General features: G+C 61.7%; 12 protein-coding genes and 1 CRISPR repeat array. Of the genes, 3 read left to right on the top strand and 9 right to left on the bottom strand.

The window, feature by feature from the left end; translation table 11 throughout:
* Positions 1 to 25 precede the first annotated feature (25 nt).
* Complete coding sequence (locus HWX32_RS09360) at positions 26 to 4,024, top strand: DNA-directed RNA polymerase subunit beta' (RefSeq protein WP_175935645.1); 3,999 nt, start codon at positions 26 to 28, stop codon at positions 4,022 to 4,024.
* A 187-nt stretch (positions 4,025 to 4,211) separates the two neighbouring features.
* Here HWX32_RS09360 and cas2e read toward each other — a convergent pair whose 3' ends face one another.
* The 9 genes from cas2e to HWX32_RS09315 form a co-directional block, all read right to left on the bottom strand.
* Positions 4,212 to 4,550 (bottom strand): type I-E CRISPR-associated endoribonuclease Cas2e, encoded by a 339-nt coding sequence (gene cas2e / locus HWX32_RS09355; protein WP_175935644.1) that lies wholly within the window; start codon positions 4,548 to 4,550, stop codon positions 4,212 to 4,214.
* A complete protein-coding gene (gene cas1e, locus HWX32_RS09350) occupies positions 4,547 to 5,485 on the bottom strand; it encodes a type I-E CRISPR-associated endonuclease Cas1e (protein WP_303049148.1) in 939 nt (312 codons plus the stop codon). The genes cas2e and cas1e overlap by 4 nt, the downstream gene beginning before the upstream one ends.
* Position 5,486: 1 nt before the next feature.
* Positions 5,487 to 6,188 (bottom strand): type I-E CRISPR-associated protein Cas6/Cse3/CasE, encoded by a 702-nt coding sequence (gene cas6e, locus HWX32_RS09345; protein WP_175935642.1) that lies wholly within the window; start codon positions 6,186 to 6,188, stop codon positions 5,487 to 5,489.
* Positions 6,185 to 6,907, bottom strand: coding sequence for a type I-E CRISPR-associated protein Cas5/CasD (gene cas5e / locus HWX32_RS09340; protein WP_175935641.1), 723 nt, complete (start codon positions 6,905 to 6,907; stop codon positions 6,185 to 6,187). The genes cas6e and cas5e overlap by 4 nt, the downstream gene beginning before the upstream one ends.
* A complete protein-coding gene (gene cas7e / locus HWX32_RS09335) occupies positions 6,907 to 8,055 on the bottom strand; it encodes a type I-E CRISPR-associated protein Cas7/Cse4/CasC (protein WP_175935640.1) in 1,149 nt (382 codons plus the stop codon). Before cas7e ends, cas5e begins: the two co-directional genes overlap by 1 nt.
* A 13-nt stretch (positions 8,056 to 8,068) precedes the next feature.
* Positions 8,069 to 8,716 (bottom strand): type I-E CRISPR-associated protein Cse2/CasB, encoded by a 648-nt coding sequence (gene casB, locus HWX32_RS09330; protein ID WP_175935639.1) that lies wholly within the window; start codon positions 8,714 to 8,716, stop codon positions 8,069 to 8,071.
* The gene (gene casA, locus HWX32_RS09325) at positions 8,713 to 10,416 is read right to left on the bottom strand and encodes a type I-E CRISPR-associated protein Cse1/CasA (RefSeq protein WP_175935638.1); all 1,704 of its coding nucleotides are present in this window, start codon (positions 10,414 to 10,416) and stop codon (positions 8,713 to 8,715) included. Before casA ends, casB begins: the two co-directional genes overlap by 4 nt.
* 55 nt (positions 10,417 to 10,471) lie before the next feature.
* Positions 10,472 to 13,273 carry a CRISPR-associated helicase Cas3' gene (gene cas3 / locus HWX32_RS09320; RefSeq protein WP_175935637.1) on the bottom strand — a complete coding sequence of 934 codons (2,802 nt, stop codon included), beginning with the start codon at positions 13,271 to 13,273 and terminating at the stop codon, positions 10,472 to 10,474.
* A gap of 203 nt (positions 13,274 to 13,476) precedes the next feature.
* Positions 13,477 to 18,097: direct repeats of the CRISPR family, unit length 28 nt; unit sequence GTGCTCCCCGCGTGAGCGGGGATGAGCC.
* Between the two features lie 389 nt (positions 18,098 to 18,486).
* Positions 18,487 to 18,762, bottom strand: coding sequence for a hypothetical protein (locus HWX32_RS09315; protein ID WP_175935636.1), 276 nt, complete (start codon positions 18,760 to 18,762; stop codon positions 18,487 to 18,489).
* A gap of 109 nt (positions 18,763 to 18,871) precedes the next feature.
* Here HWX32_RS09315 and rpsL point away from each other — a divergent pair, with 109 nt between their 5' ends.
* Together rpsL and rpsG are read left to right on the top strand one after the other, a co-directional pair.
* On the top strand, positions 18,872 to 19,243 hold the full coding sequence (gene rpsL / locus HWX32_RS09310; RefSeq protein ID WP_075466448.1) for a 30S ribosomal protein S12: 372 nt from the start codon (positions 18,872 to 18,874) through the stop codon (positions 19,241 to 19,243).
* A gap of 3 nt (positions 19,244 to 19,246) precedes the next feature.
* The gene (gene rpsG, locus HWX32_RS09305; RefSeq protein WP_075466446.1) at positions 19,247 to 19,714 is read left to right on the top strand and encodes a 30S ribosomal protein S7; all 468 of its coding nucleotides are present in this window, start codon (positions 19,247 to 19,249) and stop codon (positions 19,712 to 19,714) included.
* Positions 19,715 to 19,808 lie beyond the last annotated feature (94 nt).

Raw genomic sequence — 19,808 nt, 5'->3', positions numbered from 1 at the left:
AAAACTACTGAAAAGGAACTTTTACGTGTTTGACGTAAACCTCTTCGACGAGCTTCGCATCGGCCTGGCCACCGCCGACGACATCCGTCGCTGGTCCCACGGCGAGGTGAAGAAGCCGGAAACCATTAACTACCGCACCCTGAAGCCGGAGAAGGACGGCCTGTTCTGCGAGCGCATCTTCGGCCCGACCCGCGACTGGGAGTGCGCCTGCGGCAAGTACAAGCGTGTCCGCTACAAGGGCATCATCTGTGAGCGCTGCGGCGTTGAGGTGACCAAGTCCAAGGTGCGCCGTGAGCGCATGGGCCACATTGAGCTGGCCGCCCCGGTGACGCACATCTGGTACTTCAAGGGTGTGCCGTCGCGTCTGGGCTACTTGCTCGACCTGGCGCCGAAGGACCTTGAGCGCATCATCTACTTCGCTGCGAACATCATCACCTCCATCGACGAGGAGGCACGTCACAACGACATGTCCACCCTCGAGGCGGAAATGATCCTGGAGAAGAAGGAAGTCGAAGCCGACGCCAACTCCGAGATCGCCGACCGCGCGCAGAAGCTGGAGGAGGACCTCGCTGAGCTCGAGGCCTCCGGCGCAACTGCGGCTGCCCGCAAGAAGGTGCAGAACGCGGCCGATAAGGAGATGCAGCACATCCGCGAGGCGGGTGAGCGCGAGGTGGAGCGCCTCGACGAGATCTGGACCACCTTCCAGAAGCTCGCGCCGAAGCAGATGATCATCGACGAGAACCTCTACGAGGAGCTCGTTGACCGCTACGAGGATTACTTCACCGGCGGCATGGGCGCCGAGGCGATCCAGACCTTGATCCGCAACTTCGACCTCGACGCCGAGGCAGAGGAGCTGCGCGGCATCATCGCCGAGGGCAAGGGCCAGCGCAAGGTCCGTGCCCTGAAACGCCTGCGCGTCGTCGCGGCGTTCCAGCGCTCCGGCAACGACCCGGCCGGCATGATCCTGGACGCGATTCCGGTTATCCCGCCGGAGCTGCGCCCGATGGTGCAGCTCGACGGTGGCCGCTTCGCCACCTCGGACCTGAACGACCTGTACCGCCGCGTGATCAACCGCAACAACCGTTTGAAGCGCATGATCGACCTGGGCGCGCCCGAGATCATCGTGAACAACGAGAAGCGCATGCTGCAAGAGTCCGTTGACGCCCTGTTCGACAACGGCCGCCGCGGCCGCCCTGTCACCGGCCCGGGCACCCGCCCGCTGAAGTCCCTGTCCGACCTGCTGAAGGGCAAGCAGGGCCGCTTCCGCCAGAACCTGCTGGGTAAGCGTGTGGACTACTCCGGCCGTTCGGTGATTATCGTCGGCCCGCAGCTGAAGCTGCACGAGTGTGGTCTGCCGAAGCGTATGGCGCTCGAGCTGTTCAAGCCGTTCGTGATGAAGCGCCTGGTGGACAACGACTACGCGCAGAACATCAAGAGCGCGAAGCGCATGGTGGAGCGCCAGCGCCCCGAGGTGTGGGACGTGCTCGAAGAGGCCATTTCGGAGCACCCGGTGCTGCTCAACCGCGCACCGACGCTGCACCGCCTTGGCATCCAGGCGTTCGAGCCGAAGCTGGTTGAGGGTAAGGCCATCCAGCTGCACCCGCTGGCGTGTGAGGCGTTCAACGCCGACTTCGACGGCGACCAGATGGCTGTGCACCTTCCGCTGTCCGCGGAGGCCCAGGCCGAGGCCCGCGTTCTCATGCTGTCCTCGAACAATATCCTGTCCCCGGCGTCCGGCAAGCCGCTGGCTATGCCGCGCCTGGACATGGTGACGGGCCTGTACTTCCTCACGATGCTCAAGGGCGAGAACGAGATCGGCGGCGAGGGCGCGTACGCACCTGCCGACGAGAACGGCCCGGCACGCGGCGTGTACTCCTCCTACCGTGAGGCGATCATGGCGTATGACCGCGGCGTGCTCGGCCTGCAGGCTCCGATCAAGGTGCGCATCGACCACCTGCGCCCGACCCCGGAGATCGAGCAGGAGCAGTTCCCGGACGGCTGGACCAAGGGCCAGGCCTGGATGACCGACACCACGCTCGGCCGCATCATGTTCAACGAGCTGCTGCCGTTCAACTTCCCGTACCAGGAAGGCGCGATGGTGCGTAAGGGCGGCGGTGCCGGCAAGGTGCTGCTCGGCGACATCATCCAGTCGATGGTGGAGAAGTACCCGATGATCACCGTCGCCCAGACGCTGGACAAGATGAAGGACGCCGGCTTCTACTGGGCCACCCGTTCCGGTGTGACCATCTCCATGTCCGACGTGCTCATCCTCCCGAACAAGGAGGAGGTGCTCGAGCAGTACGAGCGCGAGGCCGAAGCTATTGAGCGCAAGTTCTGGGAGAAGGGTGCCCTGACCGAGGAGAACCGCTACGACCGTTTGGTCGAGCTGTGGCAGGACGCCACCAACAAGGTGGGTCAGGCTGTGGAGGACCTCTACCCGGACGACAACCCGATTCCGATGATCGTGAAGTCCGGTGCTGCCGGTAACATGCGCCAGATCTGGACCCTGGCCGGCATGAAGGGCATGGTTGTGAACTCCCGCGGCGAGTACATCACGCGCCCGATCAAGACCTCCTTCCGCGAGGGCTTGAGCGTGATGGAGTACTTCAACAACTCCCACGGTTCCCGTAAGGGCCTGGCGGATACCGCGCTGCGTACCGCCGACTCCGGTTACCTCACCCGTCGTCTGGTGGACGTGGCGCAGGACGTCATCGTCCGCGAGCTGGACTGTGGCACCCACCAGGGTGTCAAGGTGCCGGTGGCGGAGGCGACCGCGAACGGCTTCGTCCGCGACGACCTCGTGGAGACCTCCGTGTCGGGCCGCGTGCTCGCTGCCGACGCGAAGGACGCCGAGGGCAACGTCGTGGTGGCAGCTGACACCGAGCTCTCCGAGGAGCGTATCGACGAGCTCGTCGCCGCCGGTGTGGCCGAGGTGAAGGTGCGCTCCGTGCTCACCTGCCAGACCCCGACCGGTGTGTGCGCGAAGTGCTACGGCAAGTCCATGGCCTCTGGCCAGCTGGTGGACATCGGCGAGGCCGTGGGCATCGTCGCTGCGCAGTCGATTGGTGAGCCGGGTACCCAGCTGACCATGCGTACCTTCCACCAGGGTGGTGTCGGTGGCGACATTACCGGTGGTCTGCCGCGTGTTCAGGAGCTGTTCGAGGCCCGCGTGCCGAAGAACCGCGCCCCGATCGCGTCCGTGGCGGGCACCATCTCGCTCGAGGACGAGGGCAACTTCTGGACGTTGACCATCCACCCGGACGACGGCTCCGACGATGTGGTCTACGAGAAGCTGTCCAAGCGCCAGGGCCTGGCGCAGGTGCGCCGCCCGATGGAGTCCAACCCGGACGCCATGATCGAGCGTGGCCTGCGCGAGGGCGACCACGTGACGGTGGGCGAGCGCCTGCTGCGCGGTGCGGCTGACCCGCACGACGTGCTCGAGGTTCTCGGCCGCCGCGGTGTGGAGAAGCACCTCATCGATGAGGTTCAGGCTGTGTACCGCACCCAGGGTGTGTCGATTCACGACAAGCACATCGAGATCATCATCCGCCAGATGCTGCGTCGCGGCACCGTCATCGACTCGGGCTCCACGGAGTTCCTGCCGGGCACCCTGGTCGACCTCTCCGAGGCACGTCAGGTTAACGCGGCTGCAGTTGCCGACGGCGGCGAGCCGGCGGAGATGCGCTCCGAGATCATGGGTATTACCAAGGCCTCGCTGGCCACGGAGTCCTGGCTGTCGGCGGCCTCCTTCCAGGAGACCACCCGCGTGCTCACGGACGCCGCGATTAACAAGCGCTCCGACAAGCTCATCGGCCTGAAGGAGAACGTGATCATCGGTAAGTTGATCCCGGCCGGTACGGGTATTTCCCGCTACCGCAACATCCAGGTCAAGCCGACCGAGGCGGCGCGTTCCGCGGCGTACTCGATTCCGAGCTTCGGCGACTCCATCTACGGCGACGACGGCTACGGCGAGTTCACCGGCGCCTCCGTCCCGCTGGACGAGTACGGCTTCGAGGAGCTCTAAAGTAGGCCCAGCACTTCTGGCTTAGCTCGGTCTGCTAGCCCGGTCCCCGCTGAGGGGCCGGGCTTTTGCTTTCCGACGGTATCCGCTGCAGGTCGCTATTCTGCGAAATGGACGCGTAGACCGATTTTAGTGCTGTGCGTGGGGGTGTTTCGAAGTTCGGTGTGCGACACCACACGCCCGGGTTTCGCTACCCGCGTCGCCGCCGTTGTTGTCGCGCCCTGCTCCATCCAGTTCGCCTTGCTTGAGAGCTGGGCGATTCAGGTCTCATCATGAGGGTAAGACCATCGAAATCCGTGGGCACCCAATCGTGGCGGTGAGTCCGGAACTCCATTCCTTGCTCGTTATCGGAGGAATACACCAGCAGAGCCCGACCGTCGCGCACGAGCTGCACCGTCCTTTCCCAGAGTAAATCGCGGACGCGTGCAGAGGGCGCTCCGACGAAAGTACCTGGTGTGAGTTCGGTCAGCCATTTGGTTAGGTCACCTCGTAAACCTGCGGGGCACGCAGTGACCACAAGCACGATCATGAATAAATCCCGTCGTTTGCCCAATTTACTCCCGACGCAATGACCTCGAGCTCGCTCCACAGCAGCAGCTCGGCCTCGCTGTACGATTCGTTGTCGGGCACGTTCATTACGAACTTGAGATCGCGGACCATCCTTTGCATGAGTCGTTTCTCGACGACAGCGTCACGCATTATTCGCCGCACAACTAAGGCTGGCTGGCCTTCCTCCCGGGCAACTGCGTCGAAGGCCGCAGGAATGGCAACCTCAGCTTTGTATAGGTCGGCGATGTCGTACACGAATGAACGATCTGTTCCCGTGTGGATGACACCGAGAGCGGGGATGAATCCCATTCCAGCTACTACGGCGTGTGCAATCCCGTACAGCGCGGCACTCGCTGCGGTAAGAGCCTGGTTGATCGGAGACGATGATTCGAAGTCGTTGGGATCGTAGCTTCGGCGATCCCAGTACACTCCAGTGCGCGCCGCCTCAGCTGCGTACACTTTCTTCATTCGTGCTCCCTCACGACCCCTGAGCTTCGCCATGGATAGGCCAGTTAGGTCTTCGCCGGGAAAACGGAGACCGTACATCCGTTTCGCACAATCCAATCGCTTCCTCTGGTGGGAGACGATCTCGGCTTGAAGTTCAGCCATACGCGATGACTTTGCTGGGGGCCGTCCGCTGGCGTAATAGCGAACGCCACGCTCGCCCACCCAAACGGTGGATGTTCCCGCGTCCCCAAGGAGTGCCATTGCAGCGTAGGTGATTCGCGTTCCCGGGCCGAGAAGAAGGACCGCTAACTGCGTGGCCGGGATATGGGCCACTCCACGCTGATCGGTGATGGTGAGCGCATTTCCGTCTCGGTTGACCGTGGCGCGCTCGACATAGAGAAAAGAAATTCGGTCTGCCATCTGGGCCAGAGCGTGTCGGGTAATCGGCAGTTCTTGCGGCGTAGTCAACTTACTTCACCGGCGCCAGTGTGAGCAGCCCGCACCCATACGCACGTGCACGGCCAATACCGTGGGTCAAGCCATGGCGAATCGCTTCGACGTCGGTGATTTCAAGTGTGCCGGAGAAACGGGCCTTAGCGATGCGCACCTGGTTTCTTGCGCTCCGGCCCCCTTTACCCTTCCCGAATACGTCGGTCCATCGCTCGATCACCATCGGCTCGTCACTGGCGGCCCAGCGAGAGCGCTCTTCATCAGAGCAGGGGTCATCGATACGCGGTGCAAGCGTGAAACCCGACTTGGGTGCCTGCTTGTACAGCCAGTCCAATTGATGCTTCACGGAGACGTGCGCTTTCACCTTTCCTCGTTTGCCGTTTGGTTCTGAATAGGTGGGATTGGCAACTATCTCGAAGTGCCAGCGTTGTCCTTTCAGCAGCGAATCGAGGAATCTGGTGTAGTCGGCCGTCTGCGCTGGCCTGCTTTCCCATCCTGCTTGCTCCACGATCACAGCCCCAGTGGGTTTCTCCGGACCAACGATATACAAGACGGACTCATGATCATGCTTGTCCACGCGCCAGAGCACACGAGCATCCTCCTCGGTGATATCCGGTGGGAAGGAAGCTCTAACTGCCGCGTGCATCGACTGCGGGTCAGTGAGCAATTTGCGGCCGCTTCGACGTGCGGGGTTAATTGAGATCCTTGTCAGCGTGCTCACGCTCGCACCACCGTTTCGAAATAGATGTCCCGGGGAGACGAATGCTCTTTGCCTTCGGGATTTTGCATTTCTACGTCACTGCAACGAATAACGTCGCGCCATCCGTAGCGGCGGTGTTGCGGGTCGAACGAAAGAGGAACGTCCTGCCGTGGCACGCCGTTTGTCTCTGTAGCCAATGCATCGCGGTAGAGCGCCAAGAAAACTTGTTTGGGGGACTGTCTTTTATATTGCGCGGTTGCGTACCACGTTCGGTGTTCACGCAGTGCTCGCTCCCCGCCGGTGTCGGCGATGCCAACAACGAGGCCTGGGTGCACCGGGCAGGATCGACGACCCATAAAAAGGGGGTACGCGGGAGCCTTCAACGAGTCTGCGATGCTCTCGAGTAGAGCTCGGTCGTCAGATTCCACTGCTGCGAGGAATGCAGCATCGGAGAGAAAGTAGCGTTTGACCAGCTGTGCAGGCTCGTTCGGTTTGGTTTGCCATTCTTGCGCAGTTTGGTAATCCCGCAGCAGGCTGCCCGATTGATCCACTCTCACCGCCAGGTTGAGAGCCGCCAGATCCTCTATCTCATCCGTTCGGCGCCTCCCCTGGGCAGCGGCAATAAGACCGACAATCCCGGACTTCGTTGGAGTAGTTGCCGTGGCGCGGACTTTGAACCGGGACTCATCGCCCCACGATTGCATCGGCCCCTTCAATAAGAGCAGAAGTGAGTGAGACACTAGTTATCACCTGCGATGCGCTTCAGCTCCATGTCGACGCGTTCTGTGAGACCAGCCAGCGTGGTTTTCTCGGCGATGCCCTCAAACGGCGCAGCGAGCTCACCCATCCCCAGAACAAATGAAGCAAGGGGTGCGAAGCCATACACGTCCTGGACGTCGCGTGCCTCCTGAGCCAGTCGTTCAGCCGCGACCTGGCGCCGAGCCTTCGGGACTTCGTTCTCACGCGTTTCCTCGAGCACGGGAGTCTCAAACGCGTTGACCAGGGAGACGGGACGTGTATCCCGGATTGTCACATACACCAGCTCAGGGAGTGTCTGGTTAGCGAAAGTGTTGATTTTACCGGTGGGCATTGATGCAATGAACGCTTCAATGAACTGACCGGCTGCTTGGCGTGCCGCTTCGCCCGAGTCGAGGTTTTTCTCAAGCCCAGCCAAGTTCACGGTGGCGTAGCGGTACAGCGTTGAGGACATCATTTGCACGGTGCCGATCATGCCCGCACCTGTCTCTTCCCCTTCTTCGGCAAGGTCATCTACTGCGGTGAAGTAGTCGAAATCCGGTGTCGAGCTGTGGATTCCGATGGCGTGTGCCACCTGCACTGCGGCGTCAACGTTGTACGCTGCGTCGTCAGCCACCATGCGACCAAACATGGCCATGTCCACAGAGTGGTTGGTATCCAGAATTGCCTTGGCGTCTTTGCTGGACAGCTTTTCTTCACCACGGGAAAGCAGCTCTTGGACCGCTCGTTCAACCTGTTGCTGGCTGAGGAAGATGAGGTATTTGGTCCGGGGGTAAGGGCTCGGCTCCGGAGCTTCCGGATCATTCTTCTTCGATTTCTTTTCCACCTCCGTCGTGATTCCAGCCGCTTTGAACAGTTTCTGGGTACGAGCGATCGCGTCTTCTTGATCTAGCCCTTCGTCCTCGAGGATGAGAGCGATCTTTTCGGGGAGTCGCTTCGAGCGGTCACCGATCAGCTCCGGATCGAAGTGGGCCTCAAAATACCGGCGGATTGCCCGCTTCCAGGACTGGGAGGAAACCCGCTGCCGTGGTACGCCTCCGAACACTGCTGTCTTTGGAGCTCCAGTGTCGTCACGGTTGATTAGGGACGGGGGGATGGTTTGTAAAGCGTGAATGTCGATGATGAGGGACATGGGAGATGCCTTTCTAGGATGAAGTGACGGGGAAGTCAGGAGTGGTGTTGTCGGAAAGCGGTTCATCTTGCTGGGATGGGCGGAGCATGCCGACCGCGTAATCGCGGCCCCAGCGAAGAAGCACGCCATCGCGGCGCTCCGGGTTCTGCAGGCTGCGCAGGTCCACAGCTAACGCGCCATAGTCGAATGAGAGTTTCTCCCGCTTCAATAAGGAGACCAAGGTGCGGAGGTGAAGCAAACGAGACGCTTCGTCGCGGGCGGTTTGCATGGCGTCGAACCGAGGTTTGAGGGAGCTTGAGTCGCGGAGTGTCTGAAGCCGGCCGCAAGCCAGAGCGAATGAACGTTCCTCCGAATGTGCGGGTGTGTTAGCGCTTTGCATGTGTGATGCAAATAAAGTGAGGGCGTAGTAAGCGGCTGACTCGGATGGGGATGGGGCGTCGCCATGACCAATCTCGCCTTGGCTCAGTGCAGGAGTGAGTGCGCTGAGGACGAGTTGGAGAGCAAGTGGGTCGGTGCCGAACTGGCGTGCTGCGCTCTTCCGAAGCTCTGCCAGTACCCGGCGCGCTTCTGTTCCCTCGATTGATTCGGGCCGTTCAAGATAGCTTGACTGTAATCGGTTTGCCGTGTTTGCCACGCTGAACCGGAGGTTGGGTTTACTCATGGTTGGTCACCTTTCCGGCGAAGTTCCTTTTGTTCTCGTTCGTGCTCACGCAACAAGGGAAGATCTTGGCTGAGACGGTATAACAGATTGCGGTACAGGGATCCGGCACTGATCACGCGGCCCGCACTCTCTTCGCTGCCGTCGACAATGCGGCCGACCAGCGCTTTTTGTCCTGCGCCCCGCACCTTTTCGTCTGCAATCTCGAGGAGCTGATTGCGGATCTGCCGCTGCCAAGCGATCGCTTCGTTCTCGATCTCGTCGAGGTTGAGGTTGCGCAGCCAACGGATGAAGAGAGGTTCCAAGACGGTGTACAGGCGGTCGGCCGCATCTGCGTCAAAGACGTACTCGCCGCCAGCGGCAAGTTCGAGCTGACCGGCGAACCAACCAAGAGAAACAGCGGCGTTTTTGGTTACTTCCGCGGCATCCCTCACATACTGGCGGTGTACGCGAGAGAGGTTGTCGTCCTGTAGGAGCGAGAGGGGGAGACCGATGTCTCCGGTAACCACTGTTCCGACTGACGAACTCTGAGGGCCGTAACCCATCGATACGATGCTGACATCCGCAACTTCGTTGGACCGCTGATGTCGTGCGATCGTTGAGAAATTGATCAGATTGGCGGGCCGTTTGGGGGCGTGGTCAGAGTCAGTGAAACCCGGGTCTGATTCCGTAGCGATAAGCGCGTCGAGAGACCGCCACATGGTGCGTTGCGCGTCGTACGGCTTCGGGTAGAAGGCTAGCTGGCCTTTCTTGGTCTGGTTCTTGCTAAAACGGTACGGCGTCATTGGGTCGCCGAAAATGTTTTTCCCTGCATCGGGAACGCGGTCGCCATTACTGACGAGGACCGAAACCACCAGGTCTCCTTCTGGGAAGAGCCGTATCCGTCGAGACTGCCACGTAGCAAGATCCGCGGCCCCTTGTGGTTGTGGTGCTGGCGGGTCTTTCAGCTTTCCCGCACGGTCGTTTCGCTGGGTCGCAGAGTCGGGTTCCCGTTCCCAAACTGGAAGATCGTCGGACGCGTCCGATGAAAGTACGTCTGCCGTGGTGTTCAGGAGGAGTGTCTCCAACAATGAGCGACCTTTGATGACAGTGCCACCAGTCATCCCAGTCCAGCCAGTGCCGATGGGGTAGCCTTTGCCCCTCTTGACGCGGGGGTCGCCGATGGCACCGGATTTGATGCCGGAGTAGTCGTACGCTTGTGTGTGAATGAGCCAGCGTGCCGCTTCTGCAAACGTCAGGGCCCTGCGGCCTTCATGCGTCCTCATAGTGAAGTAGTCCTGCTCCGCGTCAGGCAGGATTCGGGAAACCGGTTGACGTGTGGCGTTGGTAGTCTCAAGGTCTCCCACCTGCATGAATGGAGCGTCCCTATCAAATAGATCGAACCTGTTTTGGTGCTGGCTAAGGTAATCCAACACGCAGTCATCTCTGCCATCTTCGAGTAGCTTTTGTCTCTTCGCTATGAACCACTGTTCCCACCTCGGCGCGTTCGAGGGGGCGCTGAGGTGGGCTCGCCAAAAGATCGCCAGCAGGACACGCAGTACCGCATAGTCCTGGGTGGGGGAGTCGCCGAGGATTCGAACGGGTGTTGAGGTTCCGTCGAAGATTTGACGGATACTGAGTTCCTCAATGCCCTCAGTGGTTGCGCAGATGATCCATGGCTGCTCGATCAAATTGAACGACGGATGATCGTCTGGCTTTGACACTTCTTTCTCCTTTCTATTGATTGCGGTGGGGCCGAAAGTGACGCTACGGGGTCAGCTAGAGATTACCGCTCTGACCATCGCTAGTTATTTCTAATCCGAGCTCCGAGCTATATCGAACCTTGAATCGGCCAAGTTCTATTTCGCCAGCGTTGTTGAGAGGGAGTGCAAGTTGCCCCTTGAGTAAGTGATGCTTGTTCCATGCTGTCGGAGTCTGCTGCTCCAGAGTGCCGACTACGTCTTCAAAATCACTGTCGTACCTGGTCATTCTTGCGGGGAGTCTGACGGTACTTGACGCAAGCTGGAGTGCCTGGCGGTAGTTTAATTCCGGATTTCCGGTAATCGCCGACTCGGTACCGAACGGGATGTACTCCAGCTCATCGCCAACGATCGGTATGACTTCGACAGTTGGTTCCGTATCGCGAACTTGTGCGGCACCAATTTCATCATCTGCGAGAGTGACGGTGGCCTGTTGTACGTCTCCGAACAGGTCGCCCAGCCTCGTGCAGTCTCTTGGTGACCTCAAGCGGAAGCTCTTCGATCTCCCATGTGCGGCCTGTTCTCGGGCGCTATGCGCGGCCTCCGCTTTTTCCCATTCTTCTCCCCATTCCGGTGGTACGTCATGGTTGTGGCCATAGACCGAACGCACGAGTGCAGCGACATCGTCTGGGCGAGTGAAGACGGTGGGCAGATGCAGGATCGTTGAAAACAGAATCTTGGAACCGTAAATAGCCTGAGCGCCTGATTCGATCACTGGGTACGGGGTGCGGCTCTCGATCCCACGAATGAGCACTTTCGGTTGCCGCAGTTTGGAAGGGCGGTCCGAGTCGGGACGTTGGTGGCGGTGCAGGCGCCCAATACGCTGGATGAGAAGGTCCATAGGCGCGATATCCGTGACTAATACATCTGCGTCGATATCCAAACTTTGTTCTGCCACCTGGGTGGCAACGACGATTTTGCGGTAGGGTCTGCCTTCGCCGCGGTGAACGCCGGGGCCGAGTTCAGAGCGAAGACGGTCTTCTTTCTGTGATCGTTCCCATGCCATAAATCCCGCATGGTGAAGCTCAACTTCGTCGGGGTAGGTCAGGGTTAAGGCCTGATAGGTCTCCTGTGCACGGGCGATTGTGTTGCAGATGATCAGGGCCACACCGCCGTCTTCAAGTAGAGCTTCGATCTGATGCTCCAGCGTCTTGAGGGCATCTTCGACCACCTCGATGGTGGCCTCGAGGTTGGCGGGACTGGGGTCTGGCGTGATGGTGCGCTGGTTGGACGACGAGGCCACAGTGATGAGGGGGTACGCATTCGATGGGTTCGAGATCTCGCGGCCTGTGTACGCCCTGACCAAATTGTTCCGCCGATCAGGCGGGAGGGTAGCGGACATCATGATGACTGTGGCGCCGTAATGCGCAAGCCATTCGAGGGTGGTTTCGAGGTAATCGGAAGTATAGGTATCGTACGCGTGCACTTCGTCGAAGATGATGATCTTTCCTGCCAGTGCCACATGCCGCAGCATGGAGTAGCGCTGACGGAGTGCCATCATAAGGACCTGGTCGATGGTCCCGACAACCACGTTGGAGAGCAAACCGCGGCGCCGCCCGCTCATCCATGCACTTGCAATTACGTTCTCACCTGCCGGGTAATCTTCCCCGATTCCTTTGAACCGAAGATGCTGATACGGCTTGGAAAGCTGATTCTTGGAATGGGCGAGGGACAGTGACGCCACCGATTCCGCTTCGGAGGCGTTCTTGGCCCATGCGATGGTTCGCTCCAGCAAGCCGTTAGCGGTTGCCATCGTTGGTGCCGCGAAGTAAATCCCCTGAGCCCCGGTTGTATTCGCAATAATGTGGGCAGCTGCTAAGGCCGCCTCGGTCTTGCCCACACCCGTTTCAGCCTCAAGGATGATTAGCGTGGGTTCGGTGACGGATTTGGCCGCCTCTGCCATCGCCACCTGCACGTTCCTTGGGCGATAGCCCTCGGGCCAGCCAAACGAGCTTTGGAATAGCTTGTCGACGTCCCCTTCGAGCGCCCTTCCTTTCCACGGTTTTGTGAGGTCGGTTGCTGACATTCCGAACTGGATTCGCTCCTCCTGGCTCCCAGTAACCACCATTGGAAATGCCTCAGGATTGGACGCAATCCAGTCCGCAATAACCGCGAGACCGGTAAGTAATTGCATGGTCGATGGGTCGAGCTCTGAACCGGCCTTCAGAGATTCCAATGTGTTTCGCACGCCTACGGAGTCTGCGATCGTGTCCAGCAGTTCGCGGTGAACCTCCTGCCATTCCTTGGAGTAGGTAGACAGAATCGTCTCAATGTGGTCTCGTTCTCCGTCCGGGGAGGGGAGACCGTGGTGGGCGTCAGCTGCAGAAGCGAGGAACTCCGCGGCGGGGTAATCAAATCCCTGGTCCATGAGCCAGCTTGTGATCAGTACTCCGGAACAGATGCCGTGTGGCATCTTGTCTCGCCCTCTCTCTAAACCGCTCACTCGCAGTGGAAAGCCCGCATCGGCCAGGTTGGAGGTGAGGTGTTCGTATCCCCCTCTTTTCTCAAGCTGAGTTTGGAACTTTAAGCATGCCTTGCCCACGTCATGGGTGCCGGCAAGCCAGATGTATAGATCCCGAACCTGGTCCGCATCCAGGCTCAACCCCTCCATCAAACGATGTTTGATCGGATCTGCAACCCAAGTGTCGTAAACCGCTCCCGCTACTCCGGCCGCATCGATGAGGTGCTGGGGAAGGCTAAGGTTCCCGCTTTCGTCTCCCGATTTCGCCCACAAAGCTTTTGCTCGGTCGCTAAAGGTAGGGGCGGGAGCGGGTGTTCGAGGGGCTTGTTCGATTGGCGGGTGTTCGTGTCGGCCTTCCATGCTCTGCTCCTGTGTACAAGGGCTGTCTCGAGGGTTTTGTTGTATGTGGTGAAAGTTACCAACTTATTTCTCATATAGAAACCCTAAAACCCATCAAAACAAGTTAGATATTTAATATCCGGGTGTGATTTCTCGAAACCGTGAAATATATTTAATCCATCCCCGGATCTCGGGGATGAGCCGTTGTTTTGATGCGTGCGGCTTACCTCCCCGCGTCAGCGGGGTAAGCTGTCCGAGTTGTGGGGCAAGTTGTGCCCTTCCTGCTGTTCAGGAAGGGTGCTCCCCGCGTGAGCGGGGATGAGCCCCGGATAGAGCAGCCGAATCCTAGTCGGCAGGTGTGCTCCCCGCGTGAGCGGGGATGAGCCCGTTGCTCACTCGTGGTTTCCTTTTGCTGCTTTGTGCTCCCCGCGTGAGCGGGGATGAGCCGAGGATGTCTTCGGCGTCGTCGCGGCTGATGGGGTGCTCCCCGCGTGAGCGGGGATGAGCCTATGGAACAAGGGACACCGCCGATGTGGTGTCGGTGCTCCCCGCGTGAGCGGGGATGAGCCCACACCGAATGGATGCAGCGAATCACCCGCGGCGTGCTCCCCGCGTGAGCGGGGATGAGCCCCCATGACCAGCAGCCAGCCCACCCGCGACAAAGTGCTCCCCGCGTGAGCGGGGATGAGCCCCATGCATGGGGGCATCAGTATCAGTGCTTGTTGTGCTCCCCGCGTGAGCGGGGATGAGCCCCCGGCGCGCCCGTCATGGTGCAGAACATCGAAGTGCTCCCCGCGTGAGCGGGGATGAGCCCTGGTCAAACAGCCCGGCGATGATCTGGAACTGGTGCTCCCCGCGTGAGCGGGGATGAGCCCCAGGCCGTCAGAAGTTCACCTAGCCCGGCGCGGTGCTCCCCGCGTGAGCGGGGATGAGCCCTCCAAGTTAAGAGAGGCTAGAGTCCTGGTCAGGTGCTCCCCGCGTGAGCGGGGATGAGCCACCAACTACGTTCACCCCGGCGACGCACTCGCATGGTGCTCCCCGCGTGAGCGGGGATGAGCCCTGACCGCACACCTGTTTCAACCATCCTCACAGGTGCTCCCCGCGTGAGCGGGGATGAGCCCGACTCGGATCTATCGATCGCTTTGCTCGAAGTGTGCTCCCCGCGTGAGCGGGGATGAGCCCGCATTTGCTCCGAGTGCTGCTTCTCAGAGCGGGTGCTCCCCGCGTGAGCGGGGATGAGCCCAAGAATGGGGGCCACAACACCAGTGACGATAAGTGCTCCCCGCGTGAGCGGGGATGAGCCCACCTCAACCCCGGCGGTGACACAGTTCGACACGTGCTCCCCGCGTGAGCGGGGATGAGCCTGAGCACACCGAAGCCCGCTGACGGGTGGATTGGTGCTCCCCGCGTGAGCGGGGATGAGCCCCCGCCACCATCACCAACCACGGCGGCTGGATCGTGCTCCCCGCGTGAGCGGGGATGAGCCGGGCACCCGCTCGCTGACAAGTGGGTGGAAGAGCGTGCTCCCCGCGTGAGCGGGGATGAGCCTCCAGCGACCTGCGGTAGACGGCGCAACCCCCAAGTGCTCCCCGCGTGAGCGGGGATGAGCCCTGCTGGACGCGCTGGGCGAAGCCCCCGCCGTCGTGCTCCCCGCGTGAGCGGGGATGAGCCCCTGGAACCTGCCGACTAGGATTCGGCTGCTCTGTGCTCCCCGCGTGAGCGGGGATGAGCCGGCATAATCGAAAGTCTCGTAGATGAATTCAAGGTGCTCCCCGCGTGAGCGGGGATGAGCCCATTTGTTGTGTGCGCGCACCATGTGAGGGGAAGTGCTCCCCGCGTGAGCGGGGATGAGCCCCGCCTAGAGCCAGTAATCCGGCAGGCCGTCGCGTGCTCCCCGCGTGAGCGGGGATGAGCCCCCGGCGTGCTACCAGTTGCACCAAGGGGAACCGTGCTCCCCGCGTGAGCGGGGATGAGCCCGCGTTCGTGGAGCTTGACGTGACCGTCGATGAGTGCTCCCCGCGTGAGCGGGGATGAGCCCGACAACGACGAGATAGAGGAGGTAGCGGAATGGTGCTCCCCGCGTGAGCGGGGATGAGCCCCCGGGTGTCTGCCAGTCGCGCCGGTTTAACGTGTGCTCCCCGCGTGAGCGGGGATGAGCCCAGCAGGTCGGCCGGGGTGATAGTGGTGTGGAAGTGCTCCCCGCGTGAGCGGGGATGAGCCCAGCTAACGGTCTCCCGAAACGATCCGACTAACGTGCTCCCCGCGTGAGCGGGGATGAGCCCACCGGCTCGAGTAGTTGCGCGCCGAGGCGAGAGTGCTCCCCGCGTGAGCGGGGATGAGCCCGACTGCACCCCACCCTCAGCCACCAAAGGCACGTGCTCCCCGCGTGAGCGGGGATGAGCCCTCCTCACGCTGCACATAAACGAACCGCGTCGCGTGCTCCCCGCGCGAGCGGGGATGAGCCCCTTTGGAGGTCACACATGGCACGCGACTATTAGTGCTCCCCGCGTGAGCGGGGATGAGCCCATGCTGTCATATACGATGTTTACATCGCGCTGGTGCTCCCCGCGTGAGCGGGGATGAGCCCTCCGCGGAGCCGGGCACCCCGTTCTCCGGTTGGTGCTCCCCGCGTGAGCGGGGATGAGCCCTGGTCATTCATAAGCAAACTATCCACGGTGCGGTGCTCCCCGCGTGAGCGGGGATGAGCCCTATCCAAGGAGTTGAATCATGGGTCAGTTTGTGTGCTCCCCGCGTGAGCGGGGATGAGCCACCAGCTGGCGGATAAGGGCATCACCTCGTTTCGTGCTCCCCGCGTGAGCGGGGATGAGCCCTATCCAAGGAGTTGAATCATGGGTCAGTTTGTGTGCTCCCCGCGTGAGCGGGGATGAGCCGCTCGCCCAGTGCACCCCGCAGTCGGTGCTCGGGTGCTCCCCGCGTGAGCGGGGATGAGCCTTTCGCCAGGTCAGCGGGCCGAATGCCGACGAAGTGCTCCCCGCGTGAGCGGGGATGAGCCCCGGGGTGACGAGTTCACCGCCGATGATGTGCGGTGCTCCCCGCGTGAGCGGGGATGAGCCCTGCTGTACGCCTGGTTTAGCAAGAAAGAAGACGTGCTCCCCGCGTGAGCGGGGATGAGCCTCAACCCGGGTGCGTCGGTGCCGATGTCCGGGGGTGCTCCCCGCGTGAGCGGGGATGAGCCGTCCAATTTCGAGAACCTGCTCCGGTTTGACGAGTGCTCCCCGCGTGAGCGGGGATGAGCCGTGTTAAACCCGAGTTCTGGCGAAGCCCCGACAGTGCTCCCCGCGTGAGCGGGGATGAGCCCGGCAGGGTGTCGAACTGTGTCACCGCCGGGGTGTGCTCCCCGCGTGAGCGGGGATGAGCCCACGTCCGCGTTCAACCGCGCCCAGTGGGACGAGTGCTCCCCGCGTGAGCGGGGATGAGCCTGCACATGAACCCACCAACCACGATGGAGAACAGTGCTCCCCGCGTGAGCGGGGATGAGCCCCTTTTACGTGGTCGGTTGATGGTGGAGCGTAAGTGCTCCCCGCGTGAGCGGGGATGAGCCTGCTTTGCTTGAGCTGTACGACCGCGAATGCGGGTGCTCCCCGCGTGAGCGGGGATGAGCCGCCTCCGATTCAGTCCAAAACCTGGACGAGAACGTGCTCCCCGCGTGAGCGGGGATGAGCCCAGCTGTTGGAGGAACTGAATGCCGACGACGACGTGCTCCCCGCGTGAGCGGGGATGAGCCGGAGGGACTGCGTGATGAGCGGTTGCAGGATGGGGTGCTCCCCGCGTGAGCGGGGATGAGCCGGAGGGACTGCGTGATGAGCGGTTGCAGGATGGGGTGCTCCCCGCGTGAGCGGGGATGAGCCGGGAACGTTAAGGGAACGCAACATGGCGCGCAGGTGCTCCCCGCGTGAGCGGGGATGAGCCCACCACTACCCTCGTGCCGGTCCGTGGACTTGAGTGCTCCCCGCGTGAGCGGGGATGAGCCCACGTGCACCCGCTGGTACCCCTCGAACAGCGCGTGCTCCCCGCGTGAGCGGGGATGAGCCCTTTATGGACCGCCTCACACATACAGACGCCAAGTGCTCCCCGCGTGAGCGGGGATGAGCCCTTGCGGTGATCGCAGACGCCTCCACATTGGAGGTGCTCCCCGCGTGAGCGGGGATGAGCCCGGTCACCAGCGTCCGCGCCACCAGAGAAAAGAGTGCTCCCCGCGTGAGCGGGGATGAGCCCGGAGCATGGGCATTCTCCTACTTCGTGGATGCGTGCTCCCCGCGTGAGCGGGGATGAGCCGGGACAGACCCATCTGCGACGCAGACTCTTCCAGTGCTCCCCGCGTGAGCGGGGATGAGCCCTTCGCGGCACAAGATGATCTGCTGTTGTCGCTGTGCTCCCCGCGTGAGCGGGGATGAGCCCCTTGTCGGAAAAAGAATCGTGCTGGCGCGGGAGTGCTCCCCGCGTGAGCGGGGATGAGCCTCCGCCCTAGCCCGCATCGACAACCCCCACTGGGTGCTCCCCGCGTGAGCGGGGATGAGCCTGCTGCGAAGCTGAACGCGCTTGCCGCGCAGAAGTGCTCCCCGCGTGAGCGGGGATGAGTCTAACGGGGGCCTAGTTGCATCAGTAGGCCCGAAGTGCTCCCCGCGTGAGCGGGGATGAGCCGGTTTCGGAATGCGGGCCGTGACCAGAGTTCGGGTGCTCCCCGCGTGAGCGGGGATGAGCCCTCGGCCTGGACACCGTCAAAGCCGACCAGGCAGTGCTCCCCGCGTGAGCGGGGATGAGCCCTCGGCCTGGACACCGTCAAAGCCGACCAGGCAGTGCTCCCCGCGTGAGCGGGGATGAGCCCCAGGCTGCCGAGTAAGACTACTGGGGAATTTAGGGCAATCGCTCGCATAGCATCGGCGCGTCTGGCAGTTGGTTTTACCCCGGCCGAGTGGGAGGCTATGCGGCAACGGGCCGAAGAGTTGCGCGGAGAGAAAGGCGGGCACAAAAGAGCGAAGAATCTCGAGGCGTTGCAGGCGTTCATCGACGCTATACCCGCTCCCGACCAAGACCCCGCCACCGAAGGAGGGCCCCACCTCGACGCGTGCACCTGGTATGGGATGCCCGCGTGGGAGAGCGGCGAAGGTGCAGTCGTGTTCCTGCAGGTTGCTTCCAAGTTGGGGTGAGCGCTACTCCACCCTTGGGGTCCAGGGCACCGCACGGCTTGACGACGGCCCCATGCGGCCCACCGGTTACGCTGTGGCGTCGCTCAGCGGCGACGTGCCGGAGCGCATCAGGGAACTCGTCGGGCGCGCCGCAGGGGCGCCGTAATCAGGAAAGCCGCGCTGCGATGCGTCGTTCGCGCTCAGTGTGTTTCGGCGCGCTTGCGGGGCAAGTGCGGGATGTTCATGGGGATGATGGTACGGGGAATCGTCGAGAAGCGATTTGCTTTCCGGCGATTTCTTGCGGTACCGTTGCCGAGGTTTCGCCCGCGTCCAGCGCGCGGTGCGAAGGTCAAAGAACTCCATGCGACTCGCTCACAAGGTAGTTCATGCACACGGCAGGGCCCCGGAGAAGAGCCCCCATTTTTGCATGTACGGCCACTGTGAAGCGGGACGCGAAACAGAAAGAGCGTGAATGCCTACTATTCAGCAGCTGGTCCGCAAGGGCCGCACCGATAAGAGCCAGAAGGTGGCCACCGCTGCGCTGAAGGGTTCCCCGCAGCGTCGCGGCGTGTGCACCCGCGTGTACACCACCACCCCGAAGAAGCCGAACTCTGCACTCCGTAAGGTCGCGCGTGTGCGCCTGACCTCCGGCATCGAGGTTTCCGCATACATCCCGGGCGAGGGCCACAACCTGCAGGAGCACTCCATGGTGCTCGTGCGCGGTGGTCGTGTGAAGGACCTGCCGGGTGTGCGTTACAAGATCATCCGCGGCGCGCTGGATACCCAGGGCGTCAAGGACCGCAAGCAGGCTCGCTCCCGTTACGGCGCGAAGAAGGGGCAGTAAACAATGCGTAAGCAGCAAGCACCGAAGCGTCCCGTAGTTAAGGATCCGGTTTACGATTCTGAGCTGGTCACCATGCTGGTGAACAAGATCCTGCAGGACGGCAAGAAGTCCACCGCCGAGCGCATCGTGTACGGCGCGCTTGAGCAGTGCCGCGAGAAGACCGGCACCGACCCGGTGGGCACCCTAGAGAAGGCTATCGGCAACATCCGCCCGGACCTCGAGGTTCGCTCCCGCCGTGTTGGTGGCGCGACCTACCAGGTGCCGGTGGACGTGAAGCCGGCTCGTTCCACCACCCTCGCACTGCGTTGGATGGTGACGTTCACCCGTCAGCGCCGCGAGAACTCCATGACGGAGCGCCTCGCTAACGAGATCCTGGATGCATCCAACGGTCTTGGCGCGTCCGTGAAGCGTCGCGAGGACACCCACAAGATGGCTGAGGCCAACCGCGCCTTCGCCCACTACCGCTGGTAGTCCCAGGAGCGATTTGCTTATCGACGATTCGAAGAACCCGGCCATATGTGACTGCGTCCGGGTTCTTTCGCTGATAAGCACAAGCTCACACTGC

The organism is Corynebacterium sp. Marseille-P4321 (assembly GCF_903645305.1).
GTDB lineage: Bacteria > Actinomycetota > Actinomycetes > Mycobacteriales > Mycobacteriaceae > Corynebacterium.
This window is presented reverse-complemented; position numbering and strand designations above follow the sequence as displayed.

What these genes read in the sequence shown, in the direction of transcription:
- cas3 (WP_175935637.1), bottom strand. Translation starts at nt 13,273, where the DNA reads ATGGAAGGCCGACACGAACACCCGCCAATCGAACAAGCCCCTCGAACA.
- cas2e (WP_175935644.1), bottom strand. Translation starts at nt 4,550, where the DNA reads ATGATCGTGCTTGTGGTCACTGCGTGCCCCGCAGGTTTACGAGGTGAC.
- rpsG (WP_075466446.1), top strand. Translation starts at nt 19,247, where the DNA reads ATGCGTAAGCAGCAAGCACCGAAGCGTCCCGTAGTTAAGGATCCGGTT.
- cas7e (WP_175935640.1), bottom strand. Translation starts at nt 8,055, where the DNA reads ATGTCCCTCATCATCGACATTCACGCTTTACAAACCATCCCCCCGTCC.
- HWX32_RS09315 (WP_175935636.1), bottom strand. Translation starts at nt 18,762, where the DNA reads ATGGAGTTCTTTGACCTTCGCACCGCGCGCTGGACGCGGGCGAAACCT.
- rpsL (WP_075466448.1), top strand. Translation starts at nt 18,872, where the DNA reads ATGCCTACTATTCAGCAGCTGGTCCGCAAGGGCCGCACCGATAAGAGC.
- casB (WP_175935639.1), bottom strand. Translation starts at nt 8,716, where the DNA reads ATGAGTAAACCCAACCTCCGGTTCAGCGTGGCAAACACGGCAAACCGA.